This is a genomic window from Rhizobium sp. P28RR-XV (assembly GCF_012641385.1).
Taxonomy (GTDB): Bacteria; Pseudomonadota; Alphaproteobacteria; order Rhizobiales; family Rhizobiaceae; genus Rhizobium.
Genome location: NZ_JABAIG010000002.1, coordinates 555570 through 580546, shown reverse-complemented (window position 1 = coordinate 580546; position 24977 = coordinate 555570). Strand labels below are relative to the sequence as shown.

21 protein-coding genes and 1 pseudogene are annotated in these 24977 nt (G+C 60.8%); 12 read left to right on the top strand and 10 right to left on the bottom strand.

Going from position 1 to position 24977, the window contains the following annotated elements:
- Nucleotides 1-133 precede the first annotated feature (133 nt).
- Together HGP12_RS06395 and HGP12_RS06390 are read right to left on the bottom strand one after the other, a co-directional pair.
- Nucleotides 134-747, bottom strand: a pseudogene (locus HGP12_RS06395) (3'-5' exonuclease).
- 42 nt (nucleotides 748-789) lie between these two features.
- Nucleotides 790-1698 carry a LysR family transcriptional regulator gene (locus HGP12_RS06390; RefSeq protein WP_168838082.1) on the bottom strand — a complete coding sequence of 303 codons (909 nt, stop codon included), beginning with the start codon at nucleotides 1696-1698 and terminating at the stop codon, nucleotides 790-792.
- Nucleotides 1699-1893: 195 nt separating this feature from the next.
- On the opposite strand from HGP12_RS06390, the gene HGP12_RS06385 reads away from it, so the two are divergent.
- On the top strand, nucleotides 1894-2727 hold the full coding sequence (locus tag HGP12_RS06385; protein ID WP_168838083.1) for a hypothetical protein: 834 nt from the start codon (nucleotides 1894-1896) through the stop codon (nucleotides 2725-2727).
- Nucleotides 2728-2908: 181 nt separating this feature from the next.
- Here the strand turns inward: HGP12_RS06385 and lysS are convergent, their stop codons facing one another.
- Nucleotides 2909-4405 (bottom strand): lysine--tRNA ligase, encoded by a 1497-nt coding sequence (lysS, locus tag HGP12_RS06380; RefSeq protein ID WP_168838084.1) that lies wholly within the window; start codon nucleotides 4403-4405, stop codon nucleotides 2909-2911.
- A 15-nt stretch (nucleotides 4406-4420) separates the two neighbouring features.
- The gene (gene gltX, locus HGP12_RS06375) at nucleotides 4421-5878 is read right to left on the bottom strand and encodes a glutamate--tRNA ligase (RefSeq protein ID WP_168838085.1); all 1458 of its coding nucleotides are present in this window, start codon (nucleotides 5876-5878) and stop codon (nucleotides 4421-4423) included.
- Nucleotides 5879-6241: 363 nt separating this feature from the next.
- On the opposite strand from gltX, the gene HGP12_RS06370 reads away from it, so the two are divergent.
- Nucleotides 6242-6652 (top strand): hypothetical protein, encoded by a 411-nt coding sequence (locus HGP12_RS06370; protein WP_168838086.1) that lies wholly within the window; start codon nucleotides 6242-6244, stop codon nucleotides 6650-6652.
- A 47-nt stretch (nucleotides 6653-6699) separates the two neighbouring features.
- Here HGP12_RS06370 and HGP12_RS06365 read toward each other — a convergent pair whose 3' ends face one another.
- From HGP12_RS06365 to HGP12_RS06355, 3 genes are all read right to left on the bottom strand, one after another.
- Nucleotides 6700-7443 carry a TerC family protein gene (locus tag HGP12_RS06365; RefSeq protein ID WP_168838087.1) on the bottom strand — a complete coding sequence of 248 codons (744 nt, stop codon included), beginning with the start codon at nucleotides 7441-7443 and terminating at the stop codon, nucleotides 6700-6702.
- Between the two features lie 148 nt (nucleotides 7444-7591).
- Complete coding sequence (locus tag HGP12_RS06360) at nucleotides 7592-8431, bottom strand: GyrI-like domain-containing protein (RefSeq protein WP_168838088.1); 840 nt, start codon at nucleotides 8429-8431, stop codon at nucleotides 7592-7594.
- Between the two features lie 116 nt (nucleotides 8432-8547).
- Nucleotides 8548-9228: a TetR/AcrR family transcriptional regulator gene (locus tag HGP12_RS06355; protein WP_168838089.1), complete on the bottom strand. Its 681-nt coding sequence runs from the start codon at nucleotides 9226-9228 to the stop codon at nucleotides 8548-8550.
- A gap of 174 nt (nucleotides 9229-9402) precedes the next feature.
- Between HGP12_RS06355 and HGP12_RS06350 the strand changes: the two genes are divergently transcribed.
- The 5 genes from HGP12_RS06350 (at nucleotide 9403) to xylA (ending at nucleotide 16472) form a co-directional block, all read left to right on the top strand.
- Nucleotides 9403-10623 (top strand): HlyD family secretion protein, encoded by a 1221-nt coding sequence (locus tag HGP12_RS06350; protein ID WP_168838090.1) that lies wholly within the window; start codon nucleotides 9403-9405, stop codon nucleotides 10621-10623.
- A gap of 26 nt (nucleotides 10624-10649) precedes the next feature.
- Nucleotides 10650-12251, top strand: a complete 1602-nt coding sequence (locus HGP12_RS06345; RefSeq protein WP_168838091.1) for a DHA2 family efflux MFS transporter permease subunit — start codon at nucleotides 10650-10652, stop codon at nucleotides 12249-12251.
- Nucleotides 12252-12402: 151 nt separating this feature from the next.
- Nucleotides 12403-13428, top strand: coding sequence for a LacI family DNA-binding transcriptional regulator (locus tag HGP12_RS06340; RefSeq protein WP_168838092.1), 1026 nt, complete (start codon nucleotides 12403-12405; stop codon nucleotides 13426-13428).
- Between the two features lie 37 nt (nucleotides 13429-13465).
- Nucleotides 13466-14923: a xylulokinase gene (gene xylB, locus HGP12_RS06335; protein WP_168838093.1), complete on the top strand. Its 1458-nt coding sequence runs from the start codon at nucleotides 13466-13468 to the stop codon at nucleotides 14921-14923.
- A gap of 238 nt (nucleotides 14924-15161) precedes the next feature.
- Nucleotides 15162-16472, top strand: coding sequence for a xylose isomerase (xylA, locus tag HGP12_RS06330; protein WP_168838094.1), 1311 nt, complete (start codon nucleotides 15162-15164; stop codon nucleotides 16470-16472).
- A 39-nt stretch (nucleotides 16473-16511) separates the two neighbouring features.
- On the opposite strand, the gene HGP12_RS06325 is transcribed toward xylA, so the two are convergent.
- Both HGP12_RS06325 and HGP12_RS06320 read right to left on the bottom strand, forming a co-directional pair.
- Complete coding sequence (locus tag HGP12_RS06325; protein WP_168838095.1) at nucleotides 16512-16868, bottom strand: VOC family protein; 357 nt, start codon at nucleotides 16866-16868, stop codon at nucleotides 16512-16514.
- A 12-nt stretch (nucleotides 16869-16880) separates the two neighbouring features.
- The gene (locus tag HGP12_RS06320) at nucleotides 16881-17906 is read right to left on the bottom strand and encodes a LacI family DNA-binding transcriptional regulator (RefSeq protein WP_168838096.1); all 1026 of its coding nucleotides are present in this window, start codon (nucleotides 17904-17906) and stop codon (nucleotides 16881-16883) included.
- Nucleotides 17907-18072: 166 nt separating this feature from the next.
- Between HGP12_RS06320 and HGP12_RS06315 the strand changes: the two genes are divergently transcribed.
- The 5 genes from HGP12_RS06315 (at nucleotide 18073) to HGP12_RS06295 (ending at nucleotide 24404) form a co-directional block, all read left to right on the top strand.
- Nucleotides 18073-19596 carry a sugar ABC transporter ATP-binding protein gene (locus HGP12_RS06315; protein WP_168878688.1) on the top strand — a complete coding sequence of 508 codons (1524 nt, stop codon included), beginning with the start codon at nucleotides 18073-18075 and terminating at the stop codon, nucleotides 19594-19596.
- Nucleotides 19597-19656: 60 nt separating this feature from the next.
- Nucleotides 19657-20667: an ABC transporter permease gene (locus HGP12_RS06310; RefSeq protein ID WP_168838098.1), complete on the top strand. Its 1011-nt coding sequence runs from the start codon at nucleotides 19657-19659 to the stop codon at nucleotides 20665-20667.
- Between the two features lie 69 nt (nucleotides 20668-20736).
- Entirely contained in the window at nucleotides 20737-21684 is a 948-nt protein-coding gene (locus tag HGP12_RS06305; protein ID WP_168838099.1) for a substrate-binding domain-containing protein, read from the top strand.
- A 259-nt stretch (nucleotides 21685-21943) separates the two neighbouring features.
- Nucleotides 21944-22996 (top strand): sugar phosphate isomerase/epimerase family protein, encoded by a 1053-nt coding sequence (locus tag HGP12_RS06300; protein WP_112343252.1) that lies wholly within the window; start codon nucleotides 21944-21946, stop codon nucleotides 22994-22996.
- A gap of 220 nt (nucleotides 22997-23216) precedes the next feature.
- Complete coding sequence (locus tag HGP12_RS06295; RefSeq protein WP_168838100.1) at nucleotides 23217-24404, top strand: Gfo/Idh/MocA family protein; 1188 nt, start codon at nucleotides 23217-23219, stop codon at nucleotides 24402-24404.
- A gap of 60 nt (nucleotides 24405-24464) precedes the next feature.
- On the opposite strand, the gene HGP12_RS06290 is transcribed toward HGP12_RS06295, so the two are convergent.
- Entirely contained in the window at nucleotides 24465-24869 is a 405-nt protein-coding gene (locus tag HGP12_RS06290) for a DoxX family protein (protein WP_168838101.1), read from the bottom strand.
- Between the last annotated feature and the right edge of the window lie 108 nt (nucleotides 24870-24977).

The following is a 24977-nucleotide window of genomic DNA, read 5'->3' as shown; positions in this document are numbered from 1 at the left end:
AGGTGACGCGATTTCGCCGTATTCGCAAATTCATTTATCAGAAAGGCGATATCGGAAATTCCGATTCCTTCCCAGGCAGGCCATGTGCGGTAAGGGAAGCCTGCGATGGGCGTCGATTTGATGCTCGGCGATGCTAGTTGCGGTCGAAGGCCTTCGGCTGTAATTTCCCAGCCTTCATAAGATGTTGCAGCGTATAGGACACTGAAAGTGCGTCGTCGAGCGCGTTATGGCTCTGCAGGAGCGGATGCTCCACACCATAATAGTCGGCGAGCTTGTTGCTCGGCGTCCTTGCCAGATCCTCGATCGGCATTCCCGCCGCGATCAGCAGCTTGACGGCGTTGTCGAAGCGGCGGGCCGGAATTGGCGGCTGAATTCCGGCGACATAACAGCTGATCGCCACCATATTCAGCTCGTCCTTGCCCCAGGACCAGAAGCGGGCGCCGTCAGAGAAGCTATCGAGGCCGGCAAGCGCCTCCTGTAAGGCAATTCCCTCAGTCTTGATATTCTCTTCGGTAATGCCGGTCAGTGCGGTGAAGAACGGGTCGAGCGCATACTGGTTGCCAATCTGTCGAGGGGGCGAACATAGGCTTTATAGTTGTCCAGAATGGGGAAATCGCCTTCCAGGCCCAGCTTAACCGCTCCGATCTCGGCGATTACCGGGTCCGGATCATGGGCCGCGCACCAGAATCTGCGTTGCGAGCCTTCGAGGCAAAGAAATTCACAGTCGAATATGATGGCGCTCTTCACAATGATCCTCCACTCCCTTGATGCTCGTGGAGCAGCTCTCTGCTATCGCTGCCTCCCCGAGCGCATGCTTTCGGCAACGCCGACGAAGTCGCGAGCCGCTTGCGGAAGGCTCGATCCTTTGCGCCAGACCATGCCGACCTGAACGACCGGCAGCGAGCCGGAGACGTCGCGGCTCTCGATGCGATCGCCTTCCAGCGACCAGGGGCGATAGACGAGATCGGGCAGCAGCGCCACGCCCGCGCCTGTCGCGACAAGGCTGCGCACCGCCTCGACCGAGCGCGTGCGGAAGGCGACATGGGGGCGGGCGCCGAGTGCGCTCAGCAGCTTGCCGGTGTTTTCCTCGATTTCGTCGATGGTCAGCATGATCAGCGGTTCGCGGCTGATGTCGGCGACGCTGATGATATCGGCCGAGACGAGGGGATGACCCATCGGCAGCCAGAGGCGATAGGGCGAGGTTTCGAGGATTTCCGCCTGCAGGGCCATGCGATCCCGCAGGTTGGAAATGACCATGACGGCGACGTCGAGCTCGCCACCAACCAGAAGGTGCTCCAGATAGCCGCCATTGTCCTCGATGGCGCTGACCTCGACACCGGGGCAGGCACGGCGGTAGCGGGCCAGAAGATCTGACAGAACATAGCCGGCGACGAGCGAGGTCACTCCAATGTTCAGCGTGCCGCCAGCCTCGTTCCGCTGGCCGGAAAAGCTTGTGCGGGCATCGGAAACCGTCGCCAGGATCTTCGTTGCGTGGCGCAGGAACTGGTGACCATTATGTGTGATGGAGAGACCGCGCGGATGGCGCTCGAACAGTTCGACGCCAAGATCGCTTTCAAGTTCCTTGAGGGCTTCCGTGACGGACGATTGCGAGATGGACAGGTTCTGCGCGGCCCGCGTCACGGAACCTTGTTCCGCCACGGCGACGAAGTATTGCAGCTGTCTCAAGGTGAAAGCCATGCTTTGGTTAGAGCACGTTCGCGGCGCGAAAGGCAAGCATGCGTCATTGCTGTGAAAGTTTGGACCTTTTTTGGTAGCTATGCCGTCAGAGTTGCAAGTTTTACGTCCGTTTTAAGTATTCCGAAACGCCCTCTGCCTAACGTGAGGGTTGATCATCTTTGTCGGCTTGGAGTGGTCTATGCTGGAGCAGTTGGCGTGAGCGCCTTACTGCATATTTTCCGGGCACACCGGAAGTTTGTCGTCATATTCGGCGGAGTGGCCCTTCTCGTGGGCTCCTCCGGCGTTTTGGCGCTTTGTATCGGCAAGGACAGATTGCTCGGCTTTGCATCCGCTTCCCCCAACGGGCTTCAGTGCATGGATGTCAATCTCGTCACCATCCGCAAGGAAAACCGCTTTTGGGTACGTAAATATATCCGCACGGAACCGACCGATGGCCTGACGCGGGTGAAGACCGCGCTTAGGGTCGCCAAGGCGGTGTATCAGGAGCAGAAGCCGGATCTCGTCCAGGTTGTGGTTCTCGACAAGAACGGCCCGACGCTGCGCTCCGACATACGCGGCCGGGCGCTGGGGGCCGATGTGGTCTACGTGCCGCATCCGGACAAGCTTGTCGACGGCAGCTCGGAGGCACCGCTGACGGCACGCTACTATGATGGCGGTGCCAGCAATGCCGGCCTGTTCTTTGGCGAGCAGATCACCATGTTGCCGCAGGATATCAATGCCGCGCTTGCGGAGTTGAAGGACTATAGCGATTGCGGCAATGCCCTTTCGGCCGACAATGGTGCCGGGAGTGCGAAGAAGGACAAGATGAAAGCGGCGATTGCCGCGGAAGAAAAGGCAACGGCGAAGGAAGACGGGCAAGATGCCAAGCTGCTGCCGGAGCCGAAATCGACCGGCAATGTGCAGCCCGGCTATGACGAGAACGGCGAATTCATCGGTGCCGACGCCCGCGGCAAGGAGGGGACCCCGTCCCCGCGACTGGACCCGACCATGACGGGTGCCGCCGACCGTCGGTCGCCGATTACGAATTGACGCTACCGCCGCTATTCCAGATGGGGCGGTTCCGCGAAATGCTGAAACGCCCAATCCGCTTGCTCTTACGCAATTCCAGATGGAAAACCGCCATGCGCTTTTCCTGGAATTTGCGCCAAAAGAAAAGCGCCAGGCAGCGTCGTTTCCTTCGCTTGCCTGGCGCCTGAAATTGCTGGCTTGATCAGTCGGCCTTGCTGCGGCGAGCCGGGAAGAGAATGATGTCGCGGATCGACGGCGAGTTGGTCAAAAGCATGATGAGGCGGTCGACGCCGATGCCGAGACCGCCTGCCGGCGGCATGCCCTGATCGATGGCGTCGAGGAATTCCTCGTCCAGTTCCTTCTGCTTTTCGCCGCGCGCATGCGCCTGCTCGAGCTGTTCGACCATGCGGGCGCGTTGCTCTTCCGGATCGTTGAGTTCCGAAAAGGCGTTGCCGAGTTCCCACGCGTTGCAATAGGTCTCGAAGCGCTCGACGAGGCGCGGTTCGCCCGGCACTTCCTTGGCGAAGGGCGAGATGTCCTTCGGGAAATGCGTGACGTGCGCCGGCTGGATCAGCGTGCCCTCGACCTTCTCTTCGAAGATGAAGGCCAGGCATTCGCCCCAGGTCGCGTCCTTCTCAACGGCGAAGCCGGCGGCCTTGGCGGCGTCGCGCGCTTCCTCATCGGTCTTGATCGCCAGGAAGTCGATGCCGGTCGCTTCCTTGACGGCGTCGGGCATCGGCACGCGGCGGAACGGACCCTTGAAGGAGATCTGCTTGTCGCCGAAGGCGAATTCAGTGCTGCCGTGGATCGACATGGCGAGCGTCGAGAACAGTCGCTCGACGAGGTCCATGATGTCCTCGTAGTCGGCATAGGCCCAGTAGCACTCCATCATCGTGAATTCGGGATTGTGCCGGGTGGAGACGCCTTCGTTGCGGAAGTTGCGGTTGATCTCGAAGACCTTGTCGGTGAGGCCGGACACCAGCGTGCGCTTCAGGAACAGTTCCGGCGCGATGCGCAGGTACATGTCGAGCTTCAGCGTGTTGTGATGCGTCTTGAACGGCTCGGCGGTGGCACCGCCATAGACCGAATGCAGCATCGGCGTCTCGACTTCCATGAAGCCGTCATTTTCCATGAAGCGGCGGATGCCGGAAACGATGCGGCTGCGCTGCTGGAAGCGGAGCTTCGATTCCTCGTTGGTCATGATGTCGAGATGACGCTTGCGGTAGCGTAGCTCGATATCGGACAGGCCGTGCCACTTTTCCGGCATCGGCAGCAGAGACTTGGTCAGCATGGTGATCTCACGCGCATTGATCGTCAGCTCACCGCGCTTGGTGCGGCGCACGACGCCGGTCACGCCGATGATGTCGCCGATGTCGATCATCGGCAGCAGGCTGCGGGCCCCTTCCGAAGTTACGTCCTTGTGGCTGAAGATCTGGATCTTGGCCGAGGCATCATGGAGATCCATGAACATGCCGGAGTTGCGCGAGGAATAGACGCGGCCGGCGACGGTGACGACGTCGGCGGTTTCCGTGTCCGGCTCCAGACCCTCATATTTCGCAGCCAGTTCGGCATTGGTCATGGTCCGGTGGAAATGCGCCGGATAGACGTCGCCGATCTGCTCGCGCAGCAGCTTCAGCTTCTGCGCGCGAACTTCCGTTGCGTCGGAGGAGAGGGTGGCGGTTTCGGTCTTGTCGTTCATGGTTCTACGTCCGGTTCAATTCTTCGGGCCGACGAGGGTCGCAACGGTCTGCGCGGCAAGTTTCAGCCGCTGGCGCACGACGGAGCGGCCGAGGATGGCCATGCTATCGAAAAGCGGCAGCGAGCGCGAGGAGCCCGATACGGCGACGAAAAGCGGGGCGACGATGACCTTCAGCTTCTTGCCCATGCGGTCGGCGATGGCGCGCAGCTCGGCTTCGATCGTCTCGACATTCCATTCGAGGATCTTTTCGAGATCAGGCTGCACGGTGTTCAGGATTTCCAGCAGTTCTTCCGGTGTCGACTTGATCCTGGCGAAGGCCGAGGGATCGAGGTTGAGGTCGGACTTGAACAGGAAACCGGTGAGGTCGGGCAGCTCGCCGAGCTTGGTGATGCGCGACTGCGACAGCTTCAGGCCTTCCTGCAGGCGACTGTTTTCCATCGCCCAGGTCAGAACGCGATGCTGGAATTCTTCTTCCGAGAGCTTTTCGCGGATCCAGCGGCCGTTCAGCCAATCGAGCTTCTGGATGTCGAAGATCGCGCCGGCCTTGGAAAGGTTTTCCGGGTCGAACTTTTCCGCAAGCTCGTCCATGCTCAGAAGTTCTTCACCTTCGGCGATCTGGATGAAGAACAGGCCGAGGAAGTTCATCAGCGCTTCGGGGATATAGCCGAGGGCCGTATAATAGGAGATCGAGGTCGGGTTCTTGCGCTTCGACAGTTTCGATTTGTCGGCATTGCGCATCAGCGACAGGTGCATGAAAACAGGCGCTTCCCATCCGAGGTACCGATAGATCAGGATGTGCTTCGGCACCGAGGCGAGCCATTCCTCGCCGCGCGCGACATGGGTGATCTTCATCAGATGGTCGTCGACGACGTTGGCCATGTGATAGGTCGGCATGCCGTCGGCCTTCAGGAGAACCTGCATGTCGACGGCATCCCACGGGATTTCGACGTCGCCGTAGACGCCGTCATGGAACTTGCAGGAGCCTTCGGTCGGGATCTTCATGCGCACGACATGCGGCTCGCCTGCCGCGACTCGCGTGGTGACTTCCTCGGCCGAAAGGTTCAGACAGTGGCCGTCATACCTCGGCGGCAGGCCTGCGGCGCGCTGAGCCTCGCGCATCTTTTCCAGACGCTCCGGCGTGCAGAAGCAGCGGAAGCCGTGTCCGTTTGTGACGATCTGCTCGACATAGGGCTTGTAGAGTTCTTTGCGGTCGCTCTGGCGGTAAGGGCCGTAGGGGCCGCCGATATCGGGACCTTCGGACCATTTCAGGCCGCACCATTTCAGCGCATCGAGCACCTTGGTCTCGAATTCCGGGGTGGAGCGGGTCGCGTCGGTATCCTCGATGCGCAGGATGAACTCGCCGCCATGTTTCTTGGCGAAGAGATAGTTGAACAGCGCGATGTAAGCGGTGCCGACATGCGGCTCGCCGGTGGGGGAGGGTGCAATGCGGACGCGAACGCCTGAAGTGGTCATCTTGTTTGCCCATCATAAAAGGCCGGATCGCGCTTGGGGCAAGCGCCGTCCAGCCGAAAATGTGTATCTGGATCAGAAAACCGGCCGGAAAAGGGCGTCTTGCCGCTTCTATCAGCGTTTTCCGTATGGCTGGCCTTAGGCCATATTCAAGGGGTGGCGTCAAGGGAAACTGCGCCGCGAGGCTGCCTGGACCGGATTGCCGGCAGTGCATCTCGCATCGATTTGAGCCGATCTCCCGATTTCACAAGGTCTCTTTACTCTTCACAGGGCTACGGGAATAAAAACAGGCTGCCCGTCGAATTTGATTTGCAATTTTCGCGGCAGTGGCGAAATAGGTCCTCAATCGTTCACCGCGAGGAAACAATGAAGAAATTGGTTTTGAGCTTTTTATTGACGTTCGCCATGTTCGACACAGCGGCGGCACAATCGACAATTAAGCGCGACGGTTCGGCGCGTCTGATCGAATCCTACCGCGCCTATATCGGCAGCGACGATCTCTACAATTCCAAGGGAGAGCGCCTGACGGCGCCCTGGCAGATCATTCGCCAGGACCGCGCGAACTATCATGCCTACCGTCGCCGCGACCGTGGCGACCAGGGCGACAGCTTCTTCTCGCAGGCGTCCAATCGCCAGAAGCTGGAAGCCATGCTGGCAGATGGCAATATCGCCGACGATGCCGGGAACATCATCGTTCGCGGCAACGTCTGGATCAAGGTCGACATCTATGGACACGGGGACATCGGCCAGTGGGTCGACGTCACTGTCCAGGACTGACCAGGCGTCATGAAAGCCGCACCCGTTTTGGGGTGCGGTTTTCGCGATCAATGGCCGCTGGATGCCTTTTTCCGCCGGTTGCGCGCCAGCATGTTGAGCACTTCCACCAGGGCGGAGAAGGCCATTGCGGCGTAGATATAGCCCTTGGGCACGTGTACGCCCATGCCTTCGGCAATCAGCGTCGTGCCGATCATCAGCAGGAAGGCGAGCGCGAGCATGACGATGCTCGGGTTCTTCTCGATGAAGTTGGCGAGCGGGTTTGCGGCCACCAGCATCACCGTGACGGCGGCGATCACGGCGACGAACATGATCGGCAAATGCGGCGTCATGCCGACGGCGGTAATGATGCTGTCGATCGAGAAGACCAGGTCGAGCAGCAGGATCTGGCCGATGGCCGAGGCAAAGCTTGAGGTCGTCGACTTGGCGATGAAATCCTCACCCTGTTCCTGAGGGTCGACATTGTGATGGATCTCCTTCGTCGCCTTCCAGACGAGGAAAAGGCCGCCGCCGATCAAAATCATGTCCTTCCAGGAGAAACCCTGGCCGAAGATTTCGAAGACGGGCTGCGTGAGCTGCACGATCCAGGCGACCGTGCCGAGCAGGGCAAGGCGCATGACGAGGGCAAGGCCGATACCGATCTTGCGCGCTCTGTCGCGATGTTCGGCCGGCAGCTTGTTGGTCAGGATCGAGATGAAGATGAGGTTGTCGATGCCGAGGACGACCTCCATGACCACGAGCGTGATGAGCGCGACCCATGCGGCGGGATCCTGTAGCAGCCCAACAATATCCATAGACGATTTCCCCTTTTGTCAGCATTCGCCGATGCTGACCCCCAGCTCCGGCCTCTCCAGAATGGCCGTAATGTAAGGAGCGCCGTTCTCCGTACAAGCGCCGCCGCCAATTTCGGGGCGGCGGCGGCCTTGTTTTCAGGCTTTGCCTCTAGGCTTTCAGGGGGATCCATATCTCCGTCACGCCCGTGCCCGTACGCGGATCGAAGCGCTCGTCATAGCGTTCCATCATGTCGGGGGAGCCGCCGTGCTGCTGGCCTGATTGCGGGAGCCATTCGCCGAAGATCTGGTGCACGGTGGCGGAGATGCCGGAGATATGGCCGCGATGCGTGAAGATCGCATAACGCTGCTGCGGCAGTCTCGTGACGACGAAGCCTTCGGGCAGGTCGTCGTTGCTGGCCACCTCCGCAGCGGCCATGTAGCGAAAGCCTTCACTGCCTTCTTCCGCCTGGGTACAGACGCCATAGGCAACATTGCCGACCTGGCCCGGGATATGGTCGAAATGCTGGTTGAATTTCTGCCAGAGCGAGGGAATCGCCTGGGTGGACTCATAGGCATAGGTTTCCGCAAGGCCGGCAAGCAGCATTGCGGGGTGGGTTTCGAAGCGCGGGGCATCGAGTTTGGGAAGGCGGGTGTCGTCCATTCTGATCGGCTCCTGTAGAGCGAGGTTGCGAACGTGCCCCTGCTTGCGCAGGCTTTCCGGCGTCATGCCGAATTGCTCGCGGAAGGCACGGGTGAAAGCCTCGTGCGAGCCGTAGCCGGCATCGAAGGCAACCTGGAGAATGGTGGAAGAGCCGTCGATCAGTGTGAGGGCCGCCTCACTGAGACGGCGGCTGCGGATGTAGCTCCTGATCGAATGGCCTGTCGTCATGCCGAAGACGCGCGACAGATGATAGCGTGAAAGTCCGGCCGTCTCGGCAATCTCATCCAAAGAGATATCAGAGGTGAAATGGCTTTCGATAAACCATATCGCTCGTCCGATCGCGCTCATGCCTAACTCCCCTGGTTGCCGGGCCAGTCATAAGCGCCCGGCGGTCGCGACGCTTGATCGCAATTGCGGAGTTGGATCGCTAGCTGCTCATCGGCAACAAGGGAAGGCTTCTGGCGTCAATCCCTGCGGTCGGGGCCGTAGCCCGCGAGGAAGACGCGCACGGCGCCGCGCACGACGTAGTCGATCTCATCCTTCGATGGAGGCTCGTCCATGTCGCCGAACAGCCGCAGCTTGAAATAGCCGCCGCTGGCCATTTCGAGAAAATGGCGGGCCGCCATGTCGAAATCGTCGATCTTGAGGTGGCCGGCTGCCACCTGGCGTTCAAGAAAGCCGCGCAGCACCGTGCGCAGGTTTTCCGGGCCGGTGAAGAAGCGTTGACAGAGCGACGGCATGCGTTCGCGCACGCCGATGACCGTGCGCATGGCACTGATGGTCTTGTCCGACGTGACATGCGTCACGAATACGATGCCGAAGTCATAAAGAGACGTCGTGACATCTGCTTCGTCTGCAAGTGCGTTGCGCACGAGGTTGACGAAATAGGTGCGCTCGCTCTCCATCATGGCGGCGAACAAGTCTTCCTTGTTGGCGAAATAGACGTAGAGCGTGCCCTTGGAAACGCCGGCCTCACGGGTGACGTCGTTCATACTCGCCGCGTCGAAGCCCATCTTCATGAAGACGCGCTTGGCGCCTTCAAGAATTTGCTGGCGCTTGACCGGATCTTCGCCGGCCGCCCAACGTCCACCGGATGCAGGCGCGGGCGCGTTCAACACAGCGGCATTTTGCGGTTCGTGTTTCATCGTCTCCTTCACTCGATCATTCACTTGATCATTTTTCTGAATCTTAAACAGATTCGCCAAATAAATCGAACCGCTCAGTTCGATATCTCTTGATATGGAGTGAAAAAGGCTTTATGTCAATTGAACTGAACCGTTCGGTTCGATTAATTTAGACAGAATTTCGGTGGTAGGGCAATGTCGTCAAGTCATGGAAACAATGTAGCGCGCATCGTGGACGAGCCTGCAGATGCTGAGGTGGAAACCCGCGAAGCCGGCGTGTCTGCTGAGGCTCCCGCGGCTGAAACGCGCGGCAAACCTGCCCCCGCCCAGGCTGCGCCCACTGCTCCGGTCCCTGCGGCCCCACCGCCGCCGGAGAAGAAGCGGCGCAGCCTGGCTTTTCCAATTATCCTTGTCGTCGCTCTCGCGGCCGGTGGCTGGTACGGCTATGACTGGTGGACGAACGGCCGCTTCATGGTCTCCACCGACGACGCCTATATTGGCGGCGACATCGCGACTATACAGCCGAAGGTGACCGGCTACGTTTCCAAGGTGAACGTCGTTGCCAACCAGCAGGTCAAGGCCGGCGACGTTCTCGCCACGCTCGACGACGGCGACTACAAGCTGGCGCTGGAGCAGGCCCAGGCCTCGCTCGATACCGAGCAGCTTTCGCTCCATACCATCGATGCACAGATCGCAGCCGGCCAGGCCGCTCTTGCGCAGTCGGAAGCGCAGAAGGTTGCTCTGCAAGCCACTGTCCGTGGCGCCCAGATCACCCAGACACGCGCTGCCGAACTGCAGTCGAAGTCGGTCGGCACCACGGCCGCCTTGGATAGCGCCAACATCGCGCTCGACCAAGCCAAGGCCAACCTGGTCGGCGGCGATGCCGCGATTGCCTCGGCGCAGGCAAACATCAACCTGCTGCAGGCCCAGCGCCGGCAGGCCGAGAGCACGATCAAGGGACTGGAGGCCGCTCGTGACAAGGCTTCCCGCGACCTGTCGTTCACCGTGCTGAAGGCGCCTTATGACGGCATCGTCGGCAATCGTTCGGTGCAGGAGGGCGATCTTGTCTCTCCCGGCCAGAAGCTGATGGCGATCGTGCCGATCCGCCAGCTCTATATCGACGCGAATTTCAAGGAAACGCAGATCCAGCATCTGGTTCCCGGTTCCAAGGTCAATGTTCACGTCGATGCCTATAGCGACCATCCGATCGTCGGCACCGTCGAATCGATCTCGCCGGCTTCCGGCTCGGTCTTCTCGCTGCTGCCGCCGGAGAATGCGACGGGTAATTTCACCAAGATCATCCAACGTGTGCCTGTCCGCATCGCATTGCCGCAGGATGCGCTCAATACCGGCCGCCTGCGCGCGGGCCTCAGCGTCGTCGTCGACGTCGATACCCGCACGGCGCCGGACAGGTAAGCGATCAAGCTCGGGAGAGACGCAGCATGTCGTCCGCCAGCACTACAGCCGGGTCGCCTCCACGCGCGGCTGGACCTGCCGCACCAGCGGCGGATCACATCGACACGAAAAAACTTATCGCCTTTCTGGCGATGGTGCTCGGCATGTTCATGTCGATCCTCGACATTCAGATCGTCTCCGCCTCGCTCAGCGAAATCCAGGCGGGCCTTAGTGCCGGCTCGGATGAAATCCCCTGGGTGCAGACGGCCTATCTGATCGCCGAGGTCATCATGATCCCGCTATCGGGAACGTTGGCGCGCATCATTTCCACGCGTTATCTCTTCGCGATTTCGGCGGCCGGCTTTACCGCCGCGAGCGCGCTCGCCGCGACCGCCACCAACATCGACCAGATGATCATCTATCGTGCCCTGCAGGGTTTCATCGGCGGCGGCATGATCCCCTCGGTCTTTGCGGCGGCGTTCACGATCTTCCCGCCGTCCAAGCGCAATGTCGTCTCGCCGATTATCGGTCTGATCGCGACGCTCGCGCCCACCATCGGCCCGACCGTGGGCGGTTACCTCTCCAACGCCTTTTCCTGGCACTGGCTGTTCTTGGTCAACATTCCGCCCGGCATTGTCGTCACCATCGTGACCTGGAACTTCATCGACTTCGACAAGCCGGAATTGTCGTTGATGAAGAAATTCGATTGGTGGGGACTTTTCTCCATGGGCGTTTTTCTGGGCGCGCTGGAATATGTTCTCGAAGAGGGCAATACCAACGATTGGTTCAACGACAATTTCATCGTTGCAGGCGCAATAGCCTCGGCGATCGGAGCGGTCATCTTCTTCTATCGTGCCTTTACGGTAGAATTCCCGGTCGTCGATCTAAGAGCCTTTACCAATAAGAATTTCGCTTTCGGCTCGATGTTCTCCTTCGTGATGGGTATCGGCCTCTATGGCCTGACCTATATCTATCCGCTTTTCCTTGCTCGTATCCGTGGCTACGACTCCCTGCAGATCGGCGAGACGATGTTCGTGTCCGGCCTGGCCATGTTCTTCACGGCGCCGCTGGCCGGCTTCCTTGCAGGCAGGGTCGATCTTCGCATCCTGATGATCATCGGCTTCACCAGCTTCTCGGCCGGTACCTACATCATGATGCACCTGACGGTGGACTGGGATTTCTGGGAATTGATGATTCCGCAGATCCTGCGCGGCTTCGGCCTGATGCTCTGCATGGTGCCGATCAACAACATCGCGCTCGGGACCATGCCGCCCGCGCGCATGCGCGGCGCATCCGGCCTGTTCAACCTGACCCGAAATCTGGGCGGTGCCGTCGGTCTTGCCATTATCAATACACTGCTGACGAACCGGCAGGACCAGCATTATTTCAGTCTGCGCGACCATATTCATTGGGGCAGCCACGCCGCCGTCACCCAATTGAACAACATGGCCGCCAATTTCAACGCATCCGGCCTCGACGGCGAGCAGGCCGCATTGAAGCAGATGGTGAACATGGCGACGCGGCAGGCGATCGTGATGTCCTTCGGGGATATTTTCCTGATGCTGACCATACTGTTCCTGGCGATGATCCTCGGCGTTCTCATGTTGAGCAAACCGAGTCCGACAGGTGGCGGTGGCGGCGGTCATTGATCCAGCCCTTAAAGAATGCTCCCAAGGCACATGGCCCCTCCTCGTGAGGGGCCTTTTTTATGTATGGCCATCAGCGGAAAATCGAGCGGCCGAAAATTTTTGATTTACGTACATCAGAAATGGCGGTAAAGGATTCCGGTAGGAGGAGCCGATGAGACCGACCGTGCATGATATCGCCGCCGCCGCGGGCGTCAGCCTGGCCACCGTGGACCGCGTCTTGAACCAGCGGCCGGGCGTGCGGCTGGTGACGCGGGAGAAGGTGGAGACCGCTATTCGAGAGATCGGCTATATCCGCGACGTCGCGGCCGCCAATCTGGCCAAGGGCCGCATCTATCCTCTCGTTTTTATCGTGCCGACAGGCGACAACTCCTTTATGCACGGGCTGCGTTCAGAGGTGCATCATGCGACCATACGGGCGAGCATAGAGCGCACGGATATCCGCATCGCCGAGGTGCCGCCTTTCGATGTGCCGGCGCTGGTGGCGGCGCTTGACGCTTTTCAGGGACAGGATATCGCCGGTGTCGCCTTGGTGGCGACCGATGCGCCCGAGGTGCGGGCTGCGGTCGGCCGGCTGGTCGCGGAGCGCATCCCCGTCGTTACGCTTGTTTCCGATTTGACCGATTCCGCCCGGCATCACTATGCCGGCATAGACAACATCGCCGCCGGCCGCACAGCCGCCCGGCTGCTCGGGCGATTCCTTGGCGATCGCAAGGGTGAAATTACCGTTCTCGCCGGTTCCATGCTGGTGCGCGACCATCGCGAGCGTCTGCAGGGTTTCTCGGCTGTCATGGCCGAGGAGTTTCCCAAGCTGCGGCTGCTGCCCGTATTGGAAGGGCGTGACGATCCGGAACTCGCCGGATCGCTCGTTTCCAGGGCATTGTCCGAAAGCAGGGACATTGTCGGCATCTACAATCTCGGTGCCGGCAACAGGGGCCTGATTGCGGCCCTGAAAGCCGTCAGGCCCGAGCGCGAACTGACCGTCGTCGTGCATGAGCTGACGCAGCACACGCGCGCAGCGCTGGTGGACGGCACGATCGATGCCGTTCTCAACCAGGATGCCGGCCATGAGGTGCGCAGCGCCATCCGCGTCATGAAGGCGACCGCCGACGGCCAGGCCGTCATCGCCGATCAGGAGCGCATCCGCCTCGATATTTTCTTGAAGGACAATCTGCCCTGAGCATTCGAACGCGGCAGAGCATAGGGAGTTACATCTGATGTATTTGGGTCTCGATCTCGGAACGTCCGGCGTCAAAGCGATGCTGATCGACGGCAATCAGAAGATCATCGGCTCGGCCAATGGCGGGCTTGACGTCTCACGCCCGCATCCCGGCTGGTCGGAGCAGGATCCGGCCCACTGGATTCGGGCGACGGAGGAAGCCGTTGCCGGCCTGAAGGCGGCGCATCCGAAAGAGCTGGCGGCCGTGCGCGGCATCGGCCTTTCCGGCCAGATGCACGGCGCGACGCTGCTCGATGCCGACGACAAGGTGCTGCGCCCCTGCATTCTCTGGAACGATACCCGCAGCTATCATGAGGCTGCCGCGCTCGATGCTGACCCGCGTTTCCGGGCATTGACCGGCAATATCGTCTTTCCGGGCTTTACCGCCCCGAAGCTTGCCTGGGTTGCCAAGCATGAGCCGGAGATTTTCGCGAGGGTTCGTTGGGTGCTGCTGCCGAAGGACTATCTGCGTCTTTGGCTGACCGGCGAGCACATGTCGGAAATGTCTGACTCTGCCGGCACGTCCTGGCTCGATACCGGCAAGCGCAAATGGTCTTCCGAGCTTTTGGCGGCGACCAATCTCGACGAGAAGCAGATGCCGACGCTGGTCGAAGGCACCGACGTTGCCGGCAAGCTGCGCGGCGAGCTGGCCTCGAAATGGGGCATTGCCGGCGATGCCGTCGTCGCCGGCGGGGCAGGGGACAATGCGGCCTCAGCCTGCGGCATGGGCACGGTGAGCCATGGCGCCGCCTTCGTTTCGCTCGGGACCTCGGGCGTTCTCTTTGCCGCCAACGGCTCCTATCTGCCGAAGCCGGAAAGCGCCGTGCATGCCTTCTGTCACGCGCTGCCCAACACCTGGCACCAGATGGGCGTCATCCTCTCGGCAACCGATGCGCTCAACTGGCATTCGCATGTGACGGGCAAGTCCGCCGCCGACCTCACCAACGAGCTTGGCGAGACACTGAAGGCACCGACCAGCGTCACTTTCCTTCCCTATCTCTCGGGCGAACGCACGCCGCATAACGACGCGACGATCCGCGGTGCCTTCATCGGCCTCGGCCATGAAAGCGGCCGCGCCGCGCTGACGCAAGCCGTGCTCGAAGGCGTGTCCTTCGCCATTCGCGACAATCTGGAAGCGCTGCGCTCGGCCGGCACCGACATCGCACGCGTGACCGCCATCGGCGGCGGCTCGCGCTCCCGCTACTGGCTGGCCTCGATTGCCACCGCGCTCGGCGTGCCTGTCGACCTGCCGGCCGACGGCGATTTCGGCGCGGCCTTCGGTGCCGCGCGTCTGGGCCTGATCGCTGCCACAGGTGCTGATCCGGTCGCTGTCTGCACACCGCCGCAGACGGCGGGTACGATCGATCCCGTGGTGTCGCTGACGGATGCCTATGCGGATGCCTACAAGCGCTACCGGGCGGTTTATCCGGCGATCAAGCCGCTGTCGGCGCATTGAAGTACTGTGCGTCAGGCCCCTCATCCGCCCTTCTGAGCTTGTCGAAGGGCGGGCCCCTTCTCCCCGTTTTTTAACGGGGAGAAGGGGAAAGCGGCAGCCACTGCCCACCCCTAACGATTTGCTCGGCGAGGATACAGAGGTCGTCCCCTCTCCCCGCAAGCGGGGAGAGGGCTAGGGTGAGGGGCAACGCGACACGGCATGAATAACAATACCGAATACCAACCCAAGGAGATGAGATATGAGCACCGGATTTTTTGGTGATATCAGCAAGGTAAAATACGAAGGTCCCGACAGCACCAACCCGCTGGCCTTCCGTTATTACAACAAGGACGAAGTTGTTGCCGGCAAGCGCATGGAAGAGCATCTGCGTTTCGCCGTTGCCTACTGGCACACCTTCACCTGGCCGGGCGGCGATCCCTTCGGCGGCCAGACTTTCCTGCGTCCCTGGTTCCATGAAACCATGGAAGCCGCCAAGCTGAAGGCGGACGTCGCCTTCGAATTCTTTACCCTGCTCGGCGCTCCCTACTACTGCTTCCACGATGCCGACGTGCGCCCGGAAGGCAAGAATTTCGCCGAAAACACCAAGAACCTCAACGAGATCGTCGACTACTTCGCCCAGAAGCAGGCCGAGACGGGCGTGAAGCTGCTTTGGGGCACGGCGAACCTCTTCTCCAACCGCCGCTTCATGTCGGGCGCTGCGACCAATCCAGATCCTGATGTCTTCGCCTTCTCGGCTGCGACCGTGAAGACCTGCATGGACGCCACGCACAAGCTCGGCGGTGAAAACTACGTGCTCTGGGGCGGCCGCGAAGGCTACGAGACGCTGCTCAACACCGACCTGAAGCGTGAGCTGGACCAGATGGGGCGCTTCCTCAACCTCGTCGTCGAGTACAAGCACAAGATCGGCTACAAGGGCACGATCCTGATCGAGCCGAAGCCGCAGGAGCCGACCAAGCACCAGTATGACTACGACGTCGCCACGGTCTACGGCTTCCTCAAGAAATACGGCCTGGAAAACGAAGTGAAGCTCAATATCGAGCAAGGCCATGCGATCCTCGCCGGCCATTCCTTCGAGCACGAGCTGGCGCTTGCCAACGCGCTCGGCGTCTTCGGTTCGATCGACATGAACCGCAACGACTACCAGTCCGGCTGGGATACCGACCAGTTCCCGAACAATGTTCCGGAAATGACGCTGGCCTATTACCAGGTTTTGGCAGGTGGCGGCTTCAAGACGGGTGGCACGAACTTCGACGCCAAGCTGCGCCGTCAGTCGCTCGACCCGGCAGACCTGTTGATTGGCCACATCGGCGGCATGGATTGCTGCGCCCGTGGCCTCAAGGCTGCCGCCAAGATGATCGAGGACAAGGCGCTCTCCAAGCCGCTCGCCGATCGCTATGCCGGCTGGGACTCTGCCGAGGGCCAGAAGCTGCTGCGCGGCGAATATTCGCTCGACCAGATCGCCCAGTGGGTCGAGACCAAGGACGTCAATCCGCAGCCGAAATCAGGCAAGCAGGAACTCCTGGAAAACATCGTCAATCGTTACGTTTGATCGATATGTTCGGGAGGCGGTGGTTCATCGCCTCCCGAGCTACCGCCGGAAGGCGCGGCTGGAAATGGAGATGGAGTTTCCCGAGGGGTCCTTGACATTGGCGTAGAGATAGCCGTCGGCCTGACGCAGCGGACCGAACTCAAGTCCCTGTTCGGCGCATTTCGCGCGGAAAGCTTCGACGTGTTCAACGTCGAAAACCAGTTTCACCAGCACCTGACCCATTTTCTGGGCCTTTCCTGCCGGATGGATCATCAGATTGGCGCCGCCATCGGGTGCCTGCAGTTCGATAATCCGGTCGCCGTCCTCTCGGTGCGGCTTGAATCCGAAATGTTTCTCGTAAAAGCTGACCGTCGCTTCCACGTCGCGGACATAGAGGACGAGACGACCAAGCGGCATGGCCACGTGCTCCTATCGCCGGCTGCGCGCCGGCGCCGCAACCGAGTTTCGCACCACGAGGTCCGGCCGCAGCAGGATTTCCGTTTCGGCAGGCTCGCCATCTGACAGCAGTTCGAGCAGCAGTGCCATGGCATGCTTGCCGATCAAAGTTCGCGGCTGCCGGATCGTCGTCAGCGACGGTGTCATGAAGACGGCCTGCGGCACATCGTCGAAGCCGGTCACGGAAAAATCCTCGGGAATGTCGTAGCCGCGCGCCTTCAGGCCGATCATCACGCCGATCGCGGTCTGATCGTTGACGCACATGAAGGCTGTCGGCAGGGTGTCACGCATGAAGAGCTGCTCGATGGCGAGCCGTCCGCTCTCGATGGTGCCGTCGCCTTCGAGCACGATGCGCAGATCGTGTCCGATGCCGGCGGCGTCCAGCCCGGCTTCATATCCCATTCGCCGGCGGCTGTAGGCGAGGCGGGTACGGGAATCTCCGACGAAGGCGATCTTGCGATGACCCTCGGCAATCAAGAGATCAATGGCCTTGCGCGCGCCAGCGACATCGTCGACGCCGACATAGGGAATGCCGCCGTTGAAGACCGGCTCGAAGACGCCGACGCTCGGCGGCAGCCGGGCCGTCATCGTCTGGTGGCCGAAGGGCAGGATGCCGGTGAAGAGGATCAATCCCGCCGCCTGGTTGGAATTCAGGAACTTCAGATATTCGAGCCCGCGCTGCGCATCGTTCTGCGTGTGGCCGATGAGGATCCCATAGCCGTGCGAGCGCGCCTCATTCTCCAGGCCGATAAGGATATTGGAGAAATTGGGGTCGCCGATATCGGGCGCCACCACGAGAATCATGTTCGATCGGCCGAGCCGGAGGCTGCGCGCCATGGCATTGGTGGTATAACCGGTGATGGCAATCGCCTGATTGACTTTCAGCCGCGTCGAATTGGCGACTTTCTCCGGCATATGGATGGCCCGCGAAACCGTTGCTATCGAAACATTGGCAATTCGGGCGACGTCTTCGATAGTTGCGGGCGTGGAATTCGACACTGCGCTCTGCCTTGGGTCTCGTCTGGGGCTGGAGACTACACAGACTTCGGTGGAGGTCAAAGGTGACCGCGAAAAATTATGCGATATCCCATGATGTAAACCTTTACACAGATTATGTAAAGGTTTACACAGCATAGAAAGCGGGTGGGACCGCAGGGAGGATTCAATGAGTTCGGAAGCCGTCGACGGTACGGTCGTGCTGTCTGCGAGGGGGATATCGAAATCCTTCAGTGGCGTGCAGGTGCTGTTCAGCGTCAACTTCGATCTGAAGGCCGGCGAGATCCATGCGCTCATGGGCGAAAACGGCGCCGGCAAGTCGACGCTCGTCAAGGTTCTGTCCGGTTTCGAGCAGCCGACGTCGGGCGAAATCCTGCTCGATGGCAAGCCGGTGAAGCTGCCGCCGAACGGTGCCGCCGAGGCGCTCGGCATCGTCATCATCCACCAGGAATTCAATCTCGCGGAACATCTGACCGTCACTGAGAGCCTGTTTCTCGGTCGCGAAGTCACGCGGTTGGGTGTGCTCGACCGCAAGCATATGCGTGCCGAGACGCGGCGTGTGCTCGATCTCCTCGGCTCGCATGTCGACGAGAACGCCATAATCAGCTCGCTCTCAATCGCCGACAAGCAGATGGTGGAGATCGCCAAGGCGATCAGCCGCGATGCGCGCATCGTCTTCATGGACGAGCCGACCGCTGTTCTTTCGCGCGAGGAGACCACTTTCCTGTTCAAGCAGGTGCGTAAGCTGCGGGATCAGGGAACGAGTTTCGTCTTCGTCTCCCACAAGCTCGATGAGGTCATGGAGTTGACGGATCGGGTCACTGTGCTGCGCGACGGCCAATGGGTGAAGACATCGCCGACCTCGCTGCTCGACGGCGAATCGATCGCCCAGCTGATGGTCGGGCGCGAACTCTCCAGCCTCTATCCCGCCAAGAACGAGCCGGATGTCGACGAGAAGGTAGTGCTCAGCGTCAGCTCGCTTTCGACGGGCTACGTGCATGATGCGAGCTTCGAGCTGCGCAAGGGCGAGATTCTCGGTTTTTCCGGCATGATCGGCTCGGGCCGCACCGAACTGATGGAAGCGATCGTCGGCCTGCGCTCGCGCGCCTCCGGCGATGTCGTCGCAAACGGCCAAGCGGTGCCGGCGCATGACGTGCATGCCGCCATCGACGCCGGGCTTGCCTATATGACCAAGGACCGCAAGTCGAAGGGCCTGCTTCTGAATTCGGGCATGGTCGTCAATTTGACCCTCCAGTCGCTCGACCGGCACGGCAAGTTCGGTTATCTGAGCGCCTCCAGCGAGGCGGATGCGCTGGCGCGGGCGCGTCGGCGCTTCGACATCCGGGTTCGGGACGGGAATATCGTTGCCGGCCGCATGTCCGGCGGCAACCAGCAGAAGCTGCTGCTGGCAAAGGTCATGGAGACCGAGCCGCAGATCATCATCATCGACGAGCCGACCCGCGGCATCGATGTCGGCACGAAGCAGCAGATCTATCATTTCATTTCAGCGCTGGCGCGTGATGGTCATTCGATCATCGTGATCTCCTCGGAAATGCCCGAGGTGATCGGGCTGTGCACGCGGATCGCGGTCATGCGCGAGGGGCGGATCGTCGGTGTGCTCGAAGGGGAAGAGATCTCCGAGCAGGAAATCATGCGTTATGCGGCGGGCCTGAAGAGAAAGACCGCTGCCTGAACGGGCGGCACAGGACAGGGCGAATTCCCAGCAGTCATGGGACGGAGGTTGGTTTTGGTTATGAGCGTAGGCGAAGACAGCAGCGGGAAAACCGGTCGGCGGGGCCGTTCCTGGCGGGATGTCGATCTCAGGGCCGTTGCACCGTTTGCAGCGCTGGTGCTGCTTCTGATCGTGGGCGCATTGGTCAATCCGAACTTCATCGGCATCACCAATCTCACCAATGTCGCGACGAGATGCGCCTATATTGCGATCATTGCAGTCGGTGCCACTTTCGTCATCTCGGCGGGTGATCTCGATTTGTCCGTCGGCGCGATGGTTGCCTTCGTCGCAAGCCTAATGATCCTCCTGATGAATTCGGGTGTTATCGCCGATCCCGCGCTGATGCTGGCGGCCGCCGTGCTGTTCTCGATCGTCGCGGGTACCTTGTGCGGCCTGGCTAATGGCCTGATCACGACCATGGGCAAAATCGAACCGTTCATTGCGACCCTCGGCACGATGGGCGTCTACCGCGGCTTGACGACCTGGCTGTCGCAGGGCGGCGCAATCACCTTGCGGCCGGCGAATCTGCAGGCACTCTACAAGCCCGCCTATTATGGCTCTGTACTCGGCGTGCCGGTACCGATCGTGATTATCCTTGTCGTCACCGGCATTGCGGCCTTCATTCTTTACCGTACCCGCTATGGGCGGCACGTCATCGCCGTCGGCTCCAATCGCGACGTCGCGCGCTACTCCGGCGTGGCGGTCAATCGCGTCCGCACCATCGCCTTTGTCATTCAGGGCCTGTGCGTTGCGATCGCCGTGCTTCTCTATGTGCCGCGGCTGGGTTCGACCTCGGCAACGACGGGCAGCTTGTGGGAGCTGCAGGCAATCACCGCCGTCGTCGTTGGCGGCACGGCGCTGAAGGGCGGAGCGGGCAGGGTATGGGGCACGATCTGCGGCGCCTTCATCCTTGAGCTGGTCGGCAACATCATGCTGCTTTCCAATTTTATCAGCGAGTATCTGCTGAGTGCCATCCAGGGCGCGATCATCATCATCGCCATGCTGGTTCAGCGCTCGCTTGCTCGCAAATAGCGAATAACCGGGTCAGAGGGCGCCCGGTCCTTAATGGCAAGGCCCTGTCTCTATCTGGGAGGAAGAAACATGCGAAAAAGACTATTGGGCATGGCTGTCGTGATGGCGGCTCTGGCCGGCACGGTCCATGCCGCGGACAAGAAGGTGACGATCGGCGTTTCCATTCCGGCCGCCGACCACGGCTGGACCTCGGGCGTGGTGTTCCACGCCGAGCGCGTTGCCAAGCTCTTGATGGCGGAGCATCCGGGGCTCAACGTGATCGTCAAGACTTCGCCTGACGCTGCGAGCCAGGCCAATGCGGTGCAGGACCTCGAGACACAGGGCATCGATGCTCTTGTGATCCTGCCTTCGGATCCGGATCCGCTCGTCAACGCCATCAAGGAAGTCAAGGACAAGGGCAAGTTCGTGGCGCTCGTCGATCGTGCGCCGAGCAACAACGACAATTCCGTCCGTGACCTCTATGTCGCCGGCAACAATCCGGCGCTTGGCCAGACCGCAGGCGAATATATCAAGGCCAATACGCCGGATGCCCAGGTTGTCATCATCCGCGGTCTGCCGATCCCGATCGACCAGCAGCGCCAGGATGGCTTCGACAAGGGCATCGCGGGCTCGAACGTCAAGGTTCTCGACCGCCAATACGGCAACTGGAACCGTGACGACGCCTTCAAGGTCATGCAGGATTACCTGACCAAGTTTCCGAAGATCGATGTCGTCTGGTGCCAGGATGACGACATGGCCGTCGGCGTTCTGCAGGCGATCGACCAGGCCAAGCGCACCGACATCAAATATGTCGTCGCCGGCGCCGGTTCGAAGGACATGATCAAGAAGGTCATGGACGGCGACAAGCTGATCCCCGTCGACGTGCTATATCCGCCGGCAATGGTCGGAACCGCCATGGAGCTGACCGCCGCCAATTTCTACGATCAGGTTCCAGTTCGTGGCAATTACATCCTGGATGCGACGCTCGTGACCAAGGACAACGCCAAGGACTTCTACTTCCCTGATTCACCGTTCTGATCGGTTGATCCGGACAGATGCGCCCGCCGGTTCCGGCGGGCGTTTTTTATGCAGCCGCCACCTCGCTTCGCATTGCCTAGCGATTTTTTGCTGCACGTACCTCTTGCCGTCAGCGGCCGGCCGTGATTAGGTCACGGGGCATTCGACTTTCAGCCCGACGACCCTATAGTTTTTTGAGGTTACGGCATCCAGCCGCCTCGAATGCTGGTTTGAAAGGCATCGGAAACGTTTACAGAACGCGATTAGGGAGGAATTACTGATGAAGACGATCAAGGGGCCAGGCTTGTTTCTTGGCCAGTTCGCCGGTGACGCGGCACCGTTCAACTCCTGGGATTCGATCACGAAATGGGCTGCCGATGCCGGCTATATCGGCGTGCAGGTTCCGACCTGGGCAAGCCAGCTCATCGACCTGAAGAAGGCGGCCTCCTCGAAGGATTATTGCGACGAATTCGCCGGTGTCGCCCGCGCCAACGGTGTCGAGGTCACCGAGCTTTCCACCCATCTTCAGGGCCAGCTCGTCGCCGTGCATCCCGCCTATGACGAAGCCTTCGACGGCTTTGCGGCGCCGGAAGTGCGCGGCAATCCGAAGGCGCGCCAAGAATGGGCCGTCGAGCAAGTGAAGATGGCGCTGACGGCGTCCAAGCATCTCGGCATCAAGGCGCATGCGACCTTTTCCGGCGCGCTCGCCTGGCCCTTTATCTATCCCTGGCCGCAGCGCCCGGCCGGCCTCGTCGAAACCGCCTTCGAAGAGCTTGCCCGCCGCTGGACGCCGATCCTCAACCATGCCGACGAAAACGGCGTCGACGTCTGCTATGAAATTCATCCCGGCGAAGACCTGCATGACGGCATCACCTTCGAGATGTTCCTGGAGCGCGTGAAGAACCATCCGCGCGCCAACATGCTCTACGATCCCTCGCACTACGTCCTGCAGTGCCTCGACTATCTCGAGAACATCGACATCTACAAGGACCGCATCAAGATGTTCCACGTCAAGGATGCGGAGTTCAATCCGACCGGACGTCAGGGTGTCTATGGCGGCTACCAGGGCTGGGTCGAGCGTGCCGGCCGCTTCCGTTCGCTCGGCGACGGCCAGGTCGATTTCGGCGCCGTCTTCTCGAAGATGACCGCCAACAATTTCGACGGCTGGGCCGTGGTCGAATGGGAATGCGCGCTGAAGCACCCCGAAGACGGCGCCCGCGAAGGCTCCGAGTTCGTCAAGGCTCACATCATTCGCGTCACGGAAAAGGCCTTCGACGACTTCGCCGGCAGCGGCACGGACCAGGCGGCGAACCGGCGCATGCTGGGGCTTTGATCAAGCCCCTTCGCCCCGCAGATGCGGGGAGAAGGTGGACTCAAACGATTGAGCGGAGCGAAATCGTTTGAGGACGGATGAGGGGCCTTCTCGCTATTTTCACCAATTCGGAGCTTGCAGAAGGCTCGGCCCCTCACCCTAGCCCTCTCCCCGCAGGCGGGAGAGAGGACGATTGCGGCAGGCAATCGCGTTCAAACAATTCCATTCTCAGGAGGACAAAATGGCAATCGAAGGATCATCGGAACAGACGCGGGAGCCGCGCATTCGGCTTGGCATGGTGGGCGGCGGTGCCGGCGCCTTCATCGGGGCGGTGCATCGCATCGCTGCACGCATTGACGACCAGTTCGATCTTGTCGCCGGCGCGCTCTCGTCTTCGCCGGAAAAGGCCGTGGCTTCCGGCCGCGATCTCGGTCTCGATCCCTCGCGCACCTATTCCAGCTATCGCGACATGGCGATCCGCGAAGCCAAGCTGAAGAACGGCATTGAAGCCGTTTCGATCGTCACGCCGAACCATGTCCACTATGACGCGGCCAAGGAATTCCTGCGTCGCGGCATCCATGTCATCTGCGACAAGCCGCTGACCTCCAATCTCGCCGACGCCAAGAAGCTGAAGAAAGTGGCCGACGAGAGCGGCGCGCTCTTCATCCTCACGCATAACTACACCGGCTATCCGATGATCCGCCAGGCGCGAGAGATGATCGAAAATGGCGAACTCGGCGATATCCGCATCGTGCAGACGGAATATCCGCAGGACTGGCTGACGGAGAATATCGAGCAGTCCGGCCAGAAGCAGGCCGCATGGCGCACCGATCCCTCGCAGTCCGGCGCCGGCGGCTCCACCGGCGATATCGGCACGCATGCCTATAACCTCGCTTCCTTTGTGACGGGCTTGGAACTCGATAGCCTTGCCGCCGATCTCGACAGCTTCGTTGAGGGACGTCGCCTCGACGATAACGGTCATGTGCTGCTGCGCTTCAAGGCGAAGGGCAAGGAAAGGCCGGCCAAGGGCATGCTCTGGTGCAGCCAAGTGGCGCCCGGCCATGAGAATGGCCTGAAGCTCCGCGTCTATGGCACCAAGGGCGGCATCGAGTGGACGCAGGCCGATCCGAACTATCTGTGGTACACGCCGTTCGGCGATCAGAAGCGGCTGATTACCCGCAACGGTGCCGGCTCGGGGGCTGCCGCGGCGCGTATTTCGCGCATCCCATCCGGTCATCCGGAAGGCTACCTGGAAGCATTCGCCACGATCTATACCGAGGCTGCGCGCGCCATCAATGCCCGCAAGAAGGGCGTGGCGATCGATCCCGCCGTGGTCTATCCGACCGTCGATGATGGCGTGAAGGGCGTGGCTTTCGTCGAGGCCTGCGTCGCTTCCTCGAAGCGCAATGGCGCCTGGGTCAAACTATAAGGCTGGTCTCATTTCGTTCGAGGCGGCGAGCGCCGCCTCGAACCTTTAAACCACTGCTAATCAGGCAGCGGCATCCTGCTTGCGCTTCGTCAGCGCATCGACGCTCAGGGGTCCACCACCGGCACCGACGAGAAACAGGAAGATGAAGCAGAAGAGGATGGCGGAGACGCCGCCGTTCTGCGCGGGATAAAAGCTCTGCGGCGCATGGCGCAGGAAATAGGCGAACGCCATCAGGCCTGACAGGACGAAGGAGGCGAGCCGCGTCTGGAAGCCGATCAAAACGAGGAAGCCGAGGGTCAACTCAAGCAGGCCGGCGATCCACGGGAGCGATCCGACATCAGGCACCTTCTCGGCCGCCGGGAAATGCAGCACTTTCTGCGTTCCGTAGCTGAACAGCACAAGCGAGGCGACGATGCGCAGGAGGCTCAGCAGATAGGGGTGGAGGATGTGGAGCGCAGGGAGCATTTCTATCCTTTCGTTGTCAAGTTTGAATGCCACCATCAATTGATCCGCATCGAAAACACAAGTCACGACTGTTGACATTGATGTTATCGCGCCGCGGGGAAGCCGCCC